18 protein-coding genes are annotated in these 14,696 nt (G+C 60.4%); 16 read left to right on the top strand and 2 right to left on the bottom strand.

From position 1 onward, the window contains the following. Positions 1 to 131: 131 nt before the first annotated feature. Together AC1U7K_RS10635 and AC1U7K_RS10630 are read right to left on the bottom strand one after the other, a co-directional pair. Positions 132 to 1,046, bottom strand: coding sequence for a 3-keto-alpha-glucoside-1,2-lyase-like domain-containing protein (locus AC1U7K_RS10635; RefSeq protein WP_480251236.1), 915 nt, complete (start codon positions 1,044 to 1,046; stop codon positions 132 to 134). After that, positions 998 to 2,581: a GMC family oxidoreductase gene (locus AC1U7K_RS10630; RefSeq protein ID WP_480251235.1), complete on the bottom strand. Its 1,584-nt coding sequence runs from the start codon at positions 2,579 to 2,581 to the stop codon at positions 998 to 1,000. Before AC1U7K_RS10630 ends, AC1U7K_RS10635 begins: the two co-directional genes overlap by 49 nt. Before the next feature lie 449 nt (positions 2,582 to 3,030). Here AC1U7K_RS10630 and AC1U7K_RS10625 point away from each other — a divergent pair, with 449 nt between their 5' ends. From AC1U7K_RS10625 to AC1U7K_RS10550, 16 genes are all read left to right on the top strand, one after another. Next, positions 3,031 to 3,384, top strand: a complete 354-nt coding sequence (locus AC1U7K_RS10625) for a YciI family protein (protein ID WP_480251296.1) — start codon at positions 3,031 to 3,033, stop codon at positions 3,382 to 3,384. A gap of 112 nt (positions 3,385 to 3,496) precedes the next feature. Further along, a complete protein-coding gene (locus AC1U7K_RS10620; protein ID WP_480251234.1) occupies positions 3,497 to 3,979 on the top strand; it encodes a VOC family protein in 483 nt (160 codons plus the stop codon). Positions 3,980 to 4,054: 75 nt separating this feature from the next. After that, complete coding sequence (locus AC1U7K_RS10615; protein ID WP_480251232.1) at positions 4,055 to 4,435, top strand: YciI family protein; 381 nt, start codon at positions 4,055 to 4,057, stop codon at positions 4,433 to 4,435. Positions 4,436 to 4,472: 37 nt separating this feature from the next. Beyond that, positions 4,473 to 4,898: a YciI family protein gene (locus tag AC1U7K_RS10610; RefSeq protein ID WP_480251231.1), complete on the top strand. Its 426-nt coding sequence runs from the start codon at positions 4,473 to 4,475 to the stop codon at positions 4,896 to 4,898. Positions 4,899 to 5,087: 189 nt separating this feature from the next. Further along, a complete protein-coding gene (locus tag AC1U7K_RS10605) occupies positions 5,088 to 6,269 on the top strand; it encodes a sialidase family protein (protein WP_480251230.1) in 1,182 nt (393 codons plus the stop codon). Positions 6,270 to 6,636: 367 nt separating this feature from the next. Continuing rightward, the gene (locus AC1U7K_RS10600) at positions 6,637 to 7,128 is read left to right on the top strand and encodes a VOC family protein (RefSeq protein ID WP_480251228.1); all 492 of its coding nucleotides are present in this window, start codon (positions 6,637 to 6,639) and stop codon (positions 7,126 to 7,128) included. Between the two features lie 70 nt (positions 7,129 to 7,198). Further along, a complete protein-coding gene (locus tag AC1U7K_RS10595) occupies positions 7,199 to 7,495 on the top strand; it encodes a MoaD/ThiS family protein (RefSeq protein WP_480251227.1) in 297 nt (98 codons plus the stop codon). Positions 7,496 to 7,531: 36 nt separating this feature from the next. Next, on the top strand, positions 7,532 to 8,128 hold the full coding sequence (locus AC1U7K_RS10590; RefSeq protein ID WP_480251225.1) for a DUF1579 domain-containing protein: 597 nt from the start codon (positions 7,532 to 7,534) through the stop codon (positions 8,126 to 8,128). A 114-nt stretch (positions 8,129 to 8,242) separates the two neighbouring features. Further along, entirely contained in the window at positions 8,243 to 8,689 is a 447-nt protein-coding gene (locus tag AC1U7K_RS10585; RefSeq protein ID WP_480251224.1) for a hypothetical protein, read from the top strand. After that, the gene (locus tag AC1U7K_RS10580; protein ID WP_480251222.1) at positions 8,595 to 10,853 is read left to right on the top strand and encodes a sigma 54-interacting transcriptional regulator; all 2,259 of its coding nucleotides are present in this window, start codon (positions 8,595 to 8,597) and stop codon (positions 10,851 to 10,853) included. Before AC1U7K_RS10585 ends, AC1U7K_RS10580 begins: the two co-directional genes overlap by 95 nt. A 341-nt stretch (positions 10,854 to 11,194) precedes the next feature. After that, positions 11,195 to 11,410, top strand: coding sequence for a hypothetical protein (locus AC1U7K_RS10575; protein WP_480251221.1), 216 nt, complete (start codon positions 11,195 to 11,197; stop codon positions 11,408 to 11,410). An 18-nt stretch (positions 11,411 to 11,428) separates the two neighbouring features. Next, entirely contained in the window at positions 11,429 to 11,827 is a 399-nt protein-coding gene (locus AC1U7K_RS10570) for a hypothetical protein (protein ID WP_480251220.1), read from the top strand. Between the two features lie 245 nt (positions 11,828 to 12,072). Next, entirely contained in the window at positions 12,073 to 12,267 is a 195-nt protein-coding gene (locus tag AC1U7K_RS10565; RefSeq protein ID WP_480251219.1) for a hypothetical protein, read from the top strand. A 121-nt stretch (positions 12,268 to 12,388) separates the two neighbouring features. Then, positions 12,389 to 13,252: an MBL fold metallo-hydrolase gene (locus AC1U7K_RS10560; protein WP_480251218.1), complete on the top strand. Its 864-nt coding sequence runs from the start codon at positions 12,389 to 12,391 to the stop codon at positions 13,250 to 13,252. Between the two features lie 341 nt (positions 13,253 to 13,593). After that, positions 13,594 to 14,142, top strand: a complete 549-nt coding sequence (locus AC1U7K_RS10555) for a BON domain-containing protein (protein ID WP_480251217.1) — start codon at positions 13,594 to 13,596, stop codon at positions 14,140 to 14,142. Positions 14,143 to 14,154: 12 nt separating this feature from the next. Continuing rightward, on the top strand, positions 14,155 to 14,670 hold the full coding sequence (locus AC1U7K_RS10550; RefSeq protein ID WP_480251215.1) for a hypothetical protein: 516 nt from the start codon (positions 14,155 to 14,157) through the stop codon (positions 14,668 to 14,670). The last annotated feature ends 26 nt before the right edge of the window (positions 14,671 to 14,696 follow it).

The raw sequence follows: 14,696 nt of genomic DNA, 5'->3' as shown, positions 1-14,696 counted from the left end.
GCCTCGATTCAATTACGTCTGTCTTCTGACTATCGGGATCATGTTGTCCACATGAACGCCCATTCGCCGCATATCTTCACCTCTTGAGATCACACTCGCGCCTTATAATGAAAGCCAGAGCTTTCACCTGATCATAGCGCCCGCCACTGAATGCGCCGAAACAGCACGGTGCCGGTGTGCGTCTGGAGACCGATGAACCGGGGCTTGCTCGGTGAGGAGGGAAGGCCCCGTTGTGGCGATTGCGGGTCGCCCGTGAAGTGGAAGCGGTTGATCGCCTGCCCGTTCAACGCGACCGTGAAATCTGACCCGTCCACGGTGATTTCATAGTCATTCCACTCGCCGACCGGATGGACCACGACCGGCCCATCGGTCGGCGCCTTGAACGAGTAGATCGCACCGGTCCGGTGCAGCGGCGAGTGATCGGGACGCGCAAGTTCGTCGATCTGCACTTCAAACCCGAAGTTCACCCCGACGTATGCCGTGTTGTCATAGCCCTGCTCGTCGGGATGCGGAAAGGCGATGAAGACGCCGGAGTTATCGTCCGGGGCCGTCATCATCCATTGGAGTCTCAACACATACCGCGGCGGTGTCGGCTTCCCGTACCACAAGAGACCGATATCGGTACCCGGCTGCCCTTCGAGCGCGCCCCGCCGAACCAAGAACCTCCCGGGATTGTCCCGGCCGGGCTGATTGCGAATGGTCGACATCCTCCAATCACCCATGCTGATTCCATCGAAGAGCGTTTGGAACCCGCTCTCGGCGACGAATGCGGCGGGTTTCATGATCAGGTCGCCGGTCCGGCGTGCGAGCGCAATGCCGGTCAACATGGGATTCGGCGATCCAATACTCGGGAAGAGGCACGGACCGGCCGCGTAAAGATTCTCCGTGTAATGGAAGCGCCCGGTCGAATCGGTCACGCTCTTCGTCGGATCTTGTCCCATCCACAACGTCCCGGTCTCGTGGTGGGTGGTACCGAGTCCGTCGCGGTTCTTCTGGATCACATCCATGGTCTGGCCTTTCGCAAAAATCGCGGCGACTTGAGCCATCGTCGCATCCATGATGTTCCAGAGGTCATTGTCTTGCTGCGTCGGCGTGATCGTGACACGCGCGCGACGGACGTGGTATTCGTCCAGCGCGATGTCCAGTTCGACGAGACTCGGATGCGCGCCGAGATTGTTGAAGTCTGCCGCCGCCATCTGTCCGATGCCACGGATCGCGATCGCCACATGGGTGTCCGTGGAGGTCCGCAGTTGATCGAAAAAGTCCACGTCGGGAATCTTCCGGAACAGCTCATCCTCGCCCCAACGATATTGCCTCCCCCTGAGGCGGAAATTTGCAAATGGAAATGGCCAAGGACTTGACCGTTCGCCTTGGCGCGGCACTTGAGGAACAGCGCCGAGGTTTGAAGTTCGTTCGTGATCGGGCTCAGGCCGGCAATGGCCGCTCGCGGGACGCGGACGACGAGGTTCGAGCGCACGTGGGCAAGAAGATTGTTTCCCATGCGTGGCAGCGTCGGGATCGTCGTCCCATCGAACGACAACAACGCCAGTCGCGCGCTCTCGATCGTACCCAACGCAATCACAGCCACGCCGGCGGGCGCCAGGTCAATAAACCCACGATTGGTCTCGACGCCCGTCACTCGCCACGTTCCGGCCGCCGTTTGCACCGTTCGAACCGATAGGACATGGGTGTCCGGCAGCAGCATGAATTCCTTCTTCCCGTCATTCCCTTGTGAATCGAAGTACGCGGTCCGCGCGGCTTTGAGCAGTAGAGGCACCGCGCTGAACTTATTGAGCGGGAAAAAGCCCGCATGCGGCGGCCGGGCCTGCACGGCGAGCGGGGCTTCGAGCTTCAACAGATTTTGAAGCATCTGCTGCGAGAGCCCATTATTCGAATTCAGCCCAAGGAGCTGCACCGGATCGCTGCCCGGCTTCAAGAGCGGCGAGGGCGGCAATTGCGTCAATGGGATGGCAGCCCCGACCGTCCCCACGTTGTCGAACAGCTGTTGCCGCAACGCGTTGTGCAGCTCGCCGAAGATGAAATCGTTCGTTTCGTCCACTCCGATCTGCCGCGAGCTTTCGTCGAAGTACTGTCCGTTCAAATCGGACACGACGTCGGCAGGCCATGTGGTCAGCTCTTCGGGCAGCAGCCGCGGCGACCATCCGCCCCAATAGAGCGACCGGCCGCCAACCGTGTACGCCAGGCCCTTGAATGCCGTTGAGGATTTCCATGGGATGCCCCAGACCTCGTTCACGGGCGGCTCGGGTTGCGGCGCATTTTCATTGAGGAAGAAGGGAGCAGCCGGATCCGTGAAGCCTTGGATCCCGGTGTTCTGGACGTGCTCAGGGAGCGTGAAGAGGCCGGCCTCGATCACGAGGATCCGCAGTCCACCGCCGCTCTGCTTCTGCCGAAACCACAGGTGCTCGGCAATCGCCGCGCCGAATGTTCCGCCACCGATCACGATCACGTCAAACGGACGACCTCCACCCGTCTTCCAGGCATTGACCTCCGTGATGTCGTTACAGAGATACCGGCCTTCGATATCCTTCGTGAATGACGTCCTCTCGGTGCTCTTCGGCATAAGCCCTCCGGCGCGGATGGTGGATGACTATGGAGTGATGGTGAACGGCGATGGCTTCAGAATCGTGTCTCGACCGTTTACGCGCCGTTCTCCGGGTTGTAAATCGGCGGAACATCTACGGGGTCGGTCTAGAGCCGATGTTGAAGATGCTGTACGCTGTGCAAGGCGGTCGCCACGAAGGTTGGCACAGCTGTGACGGAGCTATGGCGGTCAGGCGACACAGAATGAGACTTCAAGTGTGTGTTGAGGCATGGATTGCAATCGGTTGTATTCACTCGCTCGCCACCGCTGCAGGTTTGGCTTTGTTACAGCAGGAGACTTCGGTGTCGATTTTCACCTTGCCGAACGACTATCTTACGGAACCACCATGTGACTCTGAGTGGTTCTTGCGACGCCGTGTCGATTTCGACGTTCCCGAACGACTATCCAGTGAGACGGGAGGCATCCAGATGAAATACATGTTGCTGATTTACGGGGAGGAAGGAGCGTTGACCGAGACCGAACGGCAGGAGTGCTACGCGGAGTCGATACAACTCGCACATGATCTCAAGTCGAAGGGCCACTACCTGGCGGCCAATCCGTTGCATCCCACCTCGACGGCCACGTGTGTCCGGATCCGCAACGGCAAGCGCTTCATCACTGATGGGCCGTTCGCCGAGACGCGTGAGCAACTCGGCGGCTATTTCCTGATCGAGGCGGACGATCTTGATCAGGCTCTCGATATTGCTGTGCGCCTTCCCATGAGCCGGAAGGGCACCGTGGAAGTGCGGCCTGTCCTCGAGGTCTCCGGTCTGCCGGGATGACCGCCGGCGGTCGACTGTCGATTTAAAGGATGTCCATCGACAAATGATAGGAACGTGGACACGAGCAGCGGTTCAGTCATGACAGTTATTACATCATTACAAGGAGGCCATCATGACGACGCAGGTGAAGCCAATTCCAACCGGGTACCACACCGTGACGCCCTTGCTGACGGTCCGGGATGCCGCGAAGGCGATCGACTTTTACAAACGTGCGCTTGGTGCCGAGGAACGAATGCGATTTACCGGGCCGGACGGAAAGACGATTATGCATGCGGAGATCAAGATCGGGGATTCCATCATCATGCTGGGCGGGGAACAGCCGGACAAGGGATGCGGCAGCCCGCAGACTTTGGGAGGGACGCCCGTTTCCCTCTATCTCTACGTCGAGAATGTGGATCAGGCCTTTCACCACGCCGTCTCGGCCGGCGTCACGGTGACGATGCCGGTGGCCGATATGTTTTGGGGCGATCGCATGGGCCAATTCACCGATCCGTTCGGTCACAAATGGGCCCTGGCGAGCCATAAAGAGGAGCTTACGTGTGAGGAAATCCAGAAGCGCGGCCACGCTTTCTTTGCCGAGATGGCCAAGCGATGACGAGTGGCTGTCGAATTTGGCACTCCGTCGACGACGAGATGCAAGAAGAGGTCAAAGCTCGGCATGGAGCACGACATGAAGTACCTGTGTTTTGGCTATGTGGATGACAAGAAGTTCGAGACGATGTCTGCAAGCGAGCGTGAGCTCTTCATCAAGGAATGCCGAGCCTATGACGACATCTTACGTGCGGACGGTCACTTTCTTCGCCTTGAGGGCTTAGCCCGTGCCGTGGACGCCAAAACGCTGCGGGCTCACAACGGAAACGTGATCATCACGGACGGCCCATACGCCGAAACGAAGGAGCAGATCGCCGGTATTTTCCTGCTCGAGGCGCCTGATCTCGCGCATGCCGCCACACTGATGTCGCAGCATCCGGGACTCAGAGTCGGCGTCTTTGAGATTCGCGCAGTGGATGATCCATCCTGTCAACGAATGAACACACACAGCAACTCGTAAACCGACCATCATCATGAACAACACCAGAGGGAGATGTATGAGCACGACACCATCACAGTCCGATTTCCTCTTGCTGTTTCGTGGCACCGATTGGGAACAACGCCTCTCACCCGAACAACGTCAGCAGGTCGTTACCGAGTGGATGAAGTGGTTCGAAGGGCTCATCCAGGAAGGCAAGTGCACGGGTGGTCACCCGTTGCGCGGCGAGGGCAAGTTCGTCTCCGGCAAGAATGGACAGGTCGTGACCGATGGCCCGTTCGCCGAATCGAAGGAGGCGATTGGCGGGTACTTCTATCTTCGTGTCGCGGATATGGATGAAGCGATTCACATTGCGCGACAGTGCCCGGGCCTGGAACACGGGTGCGTCGTGGAAGTCCGGCCGGTGGCCGCGACGTGCGGGGAACGGACGCGGCACGCGGATCAGGCTAATCGTGTGGAAGCTTTGGCGGCTACGTCACGGTGAGCGAACTAGGAGGAAGCGATTGGCGATTCCTCCCCTTGCTAAGGGGAGGGAAGGTGGGGTCGGAACTGATTGACCTCCCCTTCCCCTCCTTATTATGAAGGGGTCGAGACGAGCCGGAATCGAAACCTCAAGAGACGGTTGAAGTAGACAAGCGGACGAGCCAAGCAATCATCTGCGAAGGAGAACTTGATGAAGACAGTACGGCTTCTGGTAGGCACGCGCAAAGGCGCATTCATTTTGACCTCGGACGGCAAGCGACAGCGTTGGGAGGTGAGCGGGCCGCTCTTTGCCGGCTGGGAGATCTATCACATGAACGGGTCGCCCGCCGACCCGAATCGGCTCTACGCCTCGCAATCGAGCGGGTGGTTCGGGCAAGTGATCCAGCGGTCCGACGACGGCGGGAAAACCTGGAACCCGCCGGGAACCAAACCCGAAGACCTCATGGGTCCCGATGGGATGCCGAAGGGACAGAGCAACATGTTTCTGCACGATGCGTCCGAAGCCACCGGGAAGCCGCTGACGACGCATCAGTGGTACGACGGCACGCAACGGCCGTGGGAGTTCAAACGGGTCTGGCATCTCGAGCCGTCGCCGGACGATGCCGATGTGGTCTACGCCGGGGTCGAAGATGCCGCCTTGTTCCGTTCAACCAACGGAGGACAGACGTGGCAGGAGCTCGCCGGTTTGCGGAGCGCGAAAGGGCAGCTGTGGCAGCCAGGCGCGGGCGGGATGTGCCTCCATACGATCGTACTGGATCGCAACAATCCGAAGCGGATCCTCGTCGCGATCTCGGCCGCCGGTGTCTTTGGCAGCGACGATGCCGGACAGACCTGGCGACCAATGAACCGCGGCTTACACTCCAAGTTTGAATTGCCGGACCCCGATGCCGAGGTCGGCCACTGTGTGCACCGCATTGCCATGCACCCGTCCCGTCCGAACGTGCTGTTCATGCAGAAGCACTGGGACGTGCTGAGGAGCGACGATGCCGGCGCGTCCTGGCACGAAGTCAGCGGGAACCTGCCGTCCGACTTCGGGTTCCCGATCGCCGTGCACGCGCATGAGCCGAACACGATCTACGTCGTGCCGATCAAGAGCGACTCGGAGCACTTCCCACCCGACGGGAAACTCCGAGTCTACCGAAGCCGGACAGGGGGCAACGAGTGGGAGCCGCTCACGGACGGATTACCGCAGCGCGATTGCTACGTGAACGTGCTGCGGGACGCCATGGCGGTCGACTCGCTCGAGCCGTGCGGTTTATATGTGGGGACGACTGGTGGGCAAGTCTACGGGTCTGCCGACGCAGGCAATACGTGGACACCAATCGTCCGCGATTTGCCGGCCGTACTATCAGTCGAAGTCCAGACGTTCTAGCGGGTGCTGAAAATGCCAATCTCTTTTCACCCAGCCCGCCCCAGGCGCTCTTTCTCGCCCGCCCAGCCCCAAGCTGGCCAAGACCAGCTTTTTTCCCGTCGGACGCGCCCCTTCCCGGGGTTCGTTCTCGGTCGCGTCTCTCGCTGCGACGGAGCACAGAGGGGAAAGGGTCTGTCTCGGCAGACTCAGGGCGGGAGGGTGAGAATAGACGCCTCGCTCGCGCCGCTCCCTGCGGCCTTCACGGGAAAGGCGCGTCCCGGCGCGCCGGGGTTGGGTGGGTGAGAAACAACGGCCATTTTGAGCAGCCGCGTACAAGCGATTGGCAACAGCAAGAAAGCCAGCACCAAGAAAGCCAAGAGGAGCCTGCATGCAAGAGATCGTTCCCTGCTTGTGGTTCGACAATAATGCCGAGGAGGCGGTGAAGACCTACACGTCGATCTTCAACCGATCGAGGATCGGGCGCGTCACGCGGTATGGAGAGGCAGGGGCACGCGTCTCGGGGCAACCGGCGGGCACGGTCATGACGATTGAATTTCAACTCAATGGCCAAGAGTTTCTGGCGTTGAACGGAGGTCCGGTCTTCCGGTTCAATGAGGCCATTTCATTCCAAGTCCATTGCGGAAGCCAAGAAGAAGTGGACCACTATTGGGAACAGCTCTCCCGAGGTGGAGAGCGCCGGGCTCAACAGTGTGGCTGGCTCAAGGACAAATATGGAGTGTCCTGGCAGATCGTCCCGACCGTGTTGGCCGAGATGTTACAGGACACGGATCCCGACAAAACCAATCGGGTGATGACTGCGCTCCTTGACATGAAGAAAATCGACATTGCCCGGTTGCGACAGGCCTATGAGGGACGCTAGTGGTCATCCCAACGATCATTCACATGCAGGCGCGATCGACCTTGAGTTCACAGTGGAAGGCGCACACACGATGATTCGGATCGTCCTCCCTGCTCATCTTCGGACCTTGGCGCGAATCGACGGCGAATTGAAGCTCGACGTGCAGGGGCACGTGACGCTGCGTGCAGTGCTCGATACACTCGAAGCCCGCTATCCGATGTTGCGCGGCACGATCCGCGATCATGTCACGCTCCGGCGCCGGCCGTTCATCCGGTTTTTCGCCTGTGAACAAGACCTCTCGCATGAATCACCGGACGCCCCGCTTCCGGAAGCGGTGGCGACGGGAGCCGAACCGTTACTCATCGTCGGCGCCATGGCGGGCGGCTGACGTCGCTTATCAGTCAAGATGCAACAGGAGGTACCCATGCGTGTCGTTCACATCGCACTCACGTGTCTGCTTGCCATCATCACGACGCCGCTCTTCGCGGAAGAGCGGCGGCCGGAACCGCCGATGGATCCGCAGGCAATGATGGAACTGTACAAGCAACTTGCGACGCCTGGTGAGCCGCACAAGCAGCTGGCACGGCTGGCCGGGCGCTGGACCACTCACACCAAGTCGTGGATGGATCCTAACAAACCGCCGCTCGAATCAACGGGCACTGCCGACATGACAACGTTGTTCGATGGACGCTATCTCCAACAACAGTTCATTGGTGAGATGATGGGACACCCCTACTCAGGCATCGGCATCACGGGGTACGACAACCTTCGCAAGCGGTACGTCTCGACCTGGATCGATAACATGGGCACGGGCATCTTCACGATGGAGGGCGGCGCCAGCCCCGACGGCAAGACCATCACGCTGACGGGTGCGCATGCCGAGCCGGGTGGCGGGCACATGACCCATCGTGCCGTGTGGACGTTGGTGGACGATCACACACAGACGTTCGTGATGTACGGTGCGCACGATCACGGGGACGAGATGAAGGTGATGGAGATCACGTACATCAGAAAGCAGTGAGACTCCATAGCGAGACGGCTGTTCAGCTTAGGCGGGCACCCGTGAGGTCCTGAGCTGCCCATTGCGCTCTAGGCCGAGAAGCTGCTATGACCGAAGGCGGTCACCGTGTGAACTATGGACAGACGGGCAGGATCTGCGACCGACAGCCTCACCGAGCAATATCAAACGTTGCTCGAGGTGGCTGAGGTCATCTCCACCAAGCATAATCTGCCTGATCTCTTCAGGGACCTCGCTCGACGACTGCCTCGCGTGGTTCCGGTCAATTTCGTCGCGCTGTCCTTACACGATCCGGAGCGTCAGCTCATGCGGCTGCATACGCTCCAGGCCAATGTGCCGGCGGACATCATCGGCGGCCATGAAGAACCCCTCGATGAAACGCCGACCGGCCTGGTCTGGCACACGCAGCAACCGGTCATCATCCGCGACATCGCAGAAGAGCGCCGTTGGCCGAAGGTGACGGGGGCGCATGCAAGAGGACGGCATCCGGTCCTTGTGCATCATTCCCCTCACCACCGTGGTACGCCGGCTTGGCACGATCGGCTTTGCAAGCATCGAGCATGACGCCTATGACGAGAAGAACGCCGAATTCCTTCAGCACGTGGCCCGGCAAGTGGCAGCGGCCGTCGACAATGTCCTGCACCACCAAGATCTCCTGCGAGATCGTGATCGATTGAGGCTCCTGCTCGAGGTCTCCGAATCCATCGTGTCGCACCGCGACTTGGATGAGCTGTTTCACGATCTCGCCGGGCGTCTTCCTCGCATCGTCCCGTTCGACTACATCAACGTGGTCTTGCACGACCAAGAGCACGACGTCATGCGACTCTGGCTGTTGGTCACGTCGAAACCGAGCACGATCAGTCCAGGTCTGGAATTACCCATTGACGAGTCCCCCGGCGGCGTCGTCTGGAAAACCCAACAGCCGCTGATCGTGAACGATGTCGGCGAGGAGCATCGGTTTGCGAAACTGATCGCCATGCTCCGTGAAAACGGCGTGCAATCGTTCTGCGTGGTTCCCATCACGACGGCGCAGCGCCGTCTCGGCGCGATGGGATTCGGCTGCCTGCAGAAGCGCGCGTATCAGGAAACGGAGATCGCGTTCATGCAGGACGTCGCCAAACAGGTGGCCGTCGCCGTCGACAACGTGCTCCATGCCGAAAGCGCGCAATCGGCCCAGCGCCAACTGGCGCGCGAGCGGGATCGCCAGCAGCTTCTGTTGGAAATCAACAATGCGATCGTGTCGAATTTGGACCTCGAGGATCTGTTCACCGCGGTGAGCGGATGCTTGCGCAAGGTGATTCAGCATGACGGCTCCAGCCTCGTCTTGTACGATCCCGAGAGTCGACGCTACCGCGTCCACGTGCTGCACTTTTCGAAGAACGAGTCATTCGTCGAAGAGGGACACGTCGAACCGGCCTGCCAGACGCCCGCGAGCATTGCGATCACCACGAAGAGAGCGGCGGTCTTCACCGAGCAGGACTTGAGAGCGTTGTGCTCCGAATCATCGGTCGCGCAGCGCCTCCTTGCCGAAGGGATCAAGAGCTTTTGCTCGATCCCGCTCCTGTCCCATGGCCGGACCCTCGGCGCGTTGAACGTCGGGAGGACTCGCGAGGTTGTATTCTCTCCGGACGATGTGGAGCTGTTGAGCCAGGTCGGACAGCAGATTGCCCTTGCCATCGAGAACGCGTTGGCGCACCGCCAAATCGTGACACTGAAGGACAAGCTGGCGAAAGAGAAGCTCTACCTCGAGCATGAGATTCGCACGGAACACAACTTCGAGGAGATCATCGGAGACAGCGGCGTCTTGAAGAAGGCGCTCAAGCAGATCGAGATCGTCGCGCCCACCGACTCGACAGTCCTCCTCCTCGGCGAAACCGGCACCGGGAAGGAATTACTCGCGCGGGCGATTCACAATCTCAGTGCGCGGCGCGATCGCACCTTCGTGAAAATGAATTGCGCTGCAATACCCACCGGACTGCTGGAAAGCGAACTGTTCGGGCATGAAAAAGGTGCCTTTACGGGCGCGATCGCGCAGAAGATCGGCCGCTTCGAGCTGGCCGACGGCGGCACGCTGTTTCTCGATGAGGTCGGTGATATCCCGCTCGAGCTGCAGTCGAAGCTCTTGCGGGTGCTCCAGGAGCAGGAGTTCGAGCGGCTTGGGAGCAACAAGACGATCAAAGTGAATGTCCGTCTGGTTGCGGCTACGAACCGGGACCTCTCTCAGATGGTGGCCGAGAAGCAGTTCCGGAGCGACCTGTACTATCCCCTCAATGTCTTCCCCATCACGGTGCCGCCTCTTCGGGAGCGTCGGGACGATATTCCGACATTGGTCCGTTATTTCGTCCACAAATTCGCACGGCGAATGAACAAGCGGATCGAAACGATCCCGTCGAGCGCACTCGCCATTCTGTCACAGTACGCCTGGCCCGGTAATGTGCGCGAACTGGAGAACTTTATTGAACGCGCAGTCATTCTGTCGGAGGGACCCGAGCTCGAAGTCCCGGTCGCCGAGCTCAGGACAACGACCAGCCCCATGCCCGTCCCAGCGGACGACCCCCGTGCCGGCCTCCCCACCCTGGCCACGGCCGAACGCGAGCACATTGAACGCGTCTTGCGCGAAGCCGAGTGGATCATCGGCGGGCCGTCAGGTGCCGCCGCCCGCCTGGGAATGAAGCGCACGACCCTGCAATCGAAGATGCGCAAATTGGGCATTACGCGGCCGCGGTAGACTGGCGCTTCATTGTAGTCCTTCGACGGACCGTCCCATTCCTCCTCCTCACTGCGCAGCACACACCGACCATCGTGACGCGATCTACGCGTCTCGCCGGTCCCGTCTCCACGGCGGCATTGGGGATCGAGCGGCACGCCGACCTCTCGGCGCGATGACGCTCTGTCGGCAGCCGTCCTCGTCACCATTCCTCTACGCGCAGAGATAGTCCGATGATCGCTGCTCCAAACGCCTCACGTTTCCGTCGTTTATCGCGCGATTTGGGTGTGAGCTCTTCCTGGAACGCTCTATGCCCATGTCAAGAGCCGCATCCAGCGAATACCGAATCAAAGGAGGCCGGTATGGCGACCGCACTTGGATCTTTCGCGCCCGATACGATCGACGCTGAACGGACAGACTGGGAAGCATTGACCGTCACGACGCACTGTGGACGATGCGGTGGCTTGATGGTGTCGGAGCCGTGCATCGACTTTTCGATACGACGCTGTGTTCAGTGTGGCGAGGTGATTGATCCGATCATCCTGAAAAACCGCCGACAGATTTCAGCGACAACGTAAAAGATTGATGGTGGTCAGATGAATTACAACATCGCTTACTGGAAGTGGATCCCATGGCTTGTAGGCGCCCTGTCTGTCTTGCTCCTCATGGGTGCGAGCGGACTCCAACTGCTGGCTCGGCAGTCGCTCGAGCAGGCGAACGTCACGACTATCCTCCTCGCCCTGTATCTCGCTTCGTGGTCATACGCGCTGGGGATGATCGGATTGATCCTCCTCGTCATCTGGAGCCTCGTTCGTTCGTTGAGCGTGTGGGGCCTTCGCTCCGCTGAGAACCAGCATATCGCCGACTTGGGACTGCTGCCTCTCGACAAGACCAAGGGTCGCGAGCATCAAGGGCGTGCGCCGGTTCGTCACGACGCGCCGTGCGAGCCCAGCGAGAATGGAAGCCAGGCGAACCGCTCGATCCGAGTCGCCTAAGGAGGCCGTGTCATGCAGCCGGTACAAGAAAGAACCATGCGATCATCGTCTTCCGTCCCCGTGTCATTTCGTGTCACCCGCACTCCGCACGTCAGCATGGTGGCAGCGGGACTCCTGTCCGTGTGGTTTCTGCTCGCTCTCTCAGGTTCCTTGCTTGGGCTGTTTGACTCCAAGCAGGCGCTCCCAATCCCGTCGGGCTTCATGGTGCTTCGAAAGCCGTCTTCATATCGTGGAACGTACTCGGGATGCTCGACCTCGTCATGGCCGTCGCGCTGGGATTCCTCGCCTCTGCCGGCCCCTTGGGCATTCTGGCGGGGCCCGTCACGACCCAACTCATGGGTACGTTTCCACTCAGCCTCATCCCGACCTTCGCCGTTCCGCTCCTGCTCATCTTCCATTTGATTTCACTTGCGCAAGCACTGTCGAGTGAGCCACGCTGAAGAGGAGACTTCCCGTGGATGATCGCTGCGAGGAAACAGACGTAGGGCCGAGGGCGGGCACTGGGTGCCGCATTGACATCAACGGAGTCGTTACCCACTCCGGATCCAAGAGAGGGTCGCAATGCCTGTCGTCTCATTCATTGCAATAAGGCTCGTCGCCGTATCATTCCTTTTCCACACAACCGTCACGTCGGTACAGCAATCTCGTCCGCCGGATGAGATTACCAAGCTCGCCGACGGCGTGTATGTGTACCGCCACCAATTCCATCAGTCGATCTTCATCACGACGCGCGACGGTGTGATCGTGACCGATCCGATTAGCCCGGATGCCGCGGCATGGTTGAAGGCCGAGATCGCGAAGTTGACCGATCAACCGGTGTGCTTTGTCATTTACAGCCACGATCATGCCGACCACATCTCGGGAGGGACGGTCTTTGCCGACACCGCACAGTTCGTGAGCCATTGGCGGGCGCGGGAAGCAATCAGGAAAGGATCGCGGGTGGAGACGCCGTTACCGACGCTGACGTTCACGGATCGAATGTATATCGATGTGGGGGACAAGCACGTCGAGCTGATTTATACCGGCAAGAACCACTCCGACAACAGCCTGGTCGTGCTCTTGCCACAGGACAAGCTGCTGTTCGCGGTCGATTTCATTCCCGTCGACGCAGTCGCCTACCGAACGCTGCCCGATGCGTATCCGGACGACTGGATCGAGTCGTTGAAGCATGTCGAGGCGTTGGACTTCGAGACCCTGGTGCCGGGCCATGGCAAGATCGGGAAAAAGGAACACGTGACAGCGTTCCGGCGCTATCTGGAAGACTTGAGAGCCGCCGTCGCGGAGCAGATCAAGAAAGGGGCCACCTTGGAGGAGACCAAGAAGGCCGTCCGCCTTCCACAATACGAACAGTGGCAACGGTACGCCGACTGGTTGCCCGAGAACGTCGAAGGCATGTACCGATACCTCTCTACCTTGGCGCGATAGGAACCTTCCGACGATTAACCAACCGGGCAATGGCGCGCCAGAGTTACTGACCGGCTCATTTGACTGAGAGAAACCGTCGGGTGATCACCATGCGGCAATGGCGCGTCACGGTTTCCGACCGGCACGGCCACGTACACCGGAAGAGGCGTCGCCGCGGCGGCGGCAGCAGCAGATCTCATCACCTTGGCGCCATAGAAGCCCTCCGGTGGTCTACCGACCGATAGGGGCCGCCGGAGTTTCTGGTCGGCATGTTCGTCGGTCGTCGTCCTACCCGTTTCTCATTGCGGTGCGCCTTTCGGCGCCGCACCTCTCGCTTCAACAATAGGAGACACAACGAGGGCATGGCGATGATGACAGCGAGAACCTTCACATTGCCGCTGTTCTGCGCAACCCTTGCAGCTCTCTGCGCGTGCAGCGGCACTGAGCGACGAGACATGACGACGGCCAGCGGTGCAACCGAGACGAACCGCTCGACGAGCAAGTCGGTCCGGCCAGCGCCGCCACCTGAGCGCCGCGAGATCGAGCCATTGACCCAGCGGGCGGCTCCCGCGCGCACCGACGAGCGTGAGAAGAGGCCACGCGCGGAGCCGACGGGACCACCGGAACCGGCCGGAGCGACCGACGCATCACAGCATCGTGAGGCGCGCGTCACGCCGCTCGATCAATCGGAGGCGCCCGAGGACCTCCAGGTGACCCGGCGGATTCGGGAAGCGGTGGTGCGTGATGACTCGCTCTCCTTCCGCGCCAAGAACATCACGATCGTGACGACCGGCGATCGCGTGGTGCTGACCGGCCGCGTCTCCACCAAGGCGGAGGCCGACCGCATCAAGGCCATTGCGAAAGCCGTGACGCCCTATCCCATTGAAGACCGGCTGGAAGTTCACGACTAGCGAGGTGAGAACATGGCGAAGGCGATTTACTGTATCGCCGCGACGCGTGAGCAAGCGGCGGATATCATCGATGCACTCAGAAAGGCCGGGTTCGCGCAAAATGCCATCTCGGCCCTCATTCCCGATACCGAAACGGGGCCGAGTCTTGGCGTGGAGAAGCAAACGAAGGCGCTGGAAGGGACGGCCGCCGGCGCGAGCGCGGGCGGTGTCGTGGGCGGCCTCCTCGGCCTCCTGGCCGGCATCGGGTCCTTGGCGATTCCCGGGATTGGCCCGTTCATTGCGGCGGGGCCTCTCTTGGCAACCTTGAGCGGGATGGGATTGGGGGCGAGCGTCGGCGGGCTCACCGGCGGCCTCATCGGCCTCGGCATCCCGGAATACGAGGCGAAGCAGTACGAAGGACGATTGGGCGAAGGTCACATTCTGATTTCGGTCCATGCGGAGGACCATGAGGAGATCGAACGTGCCCGGAACATTTTGACGGCGGCCGGCGCGACCGATATTTCCGTGGGACGAGAAGCGGCCGCATAAGATTCCGATCACGGCAAGGGAGCACG

It is taken from the genome of Nitrospira sp. Vd2 (genome assembly GCF_979581665.1).
Note: the sequence above shows the minus strand (reverse complement) of the source record. Positions and strands in the feature narration are given on the sequence as shown.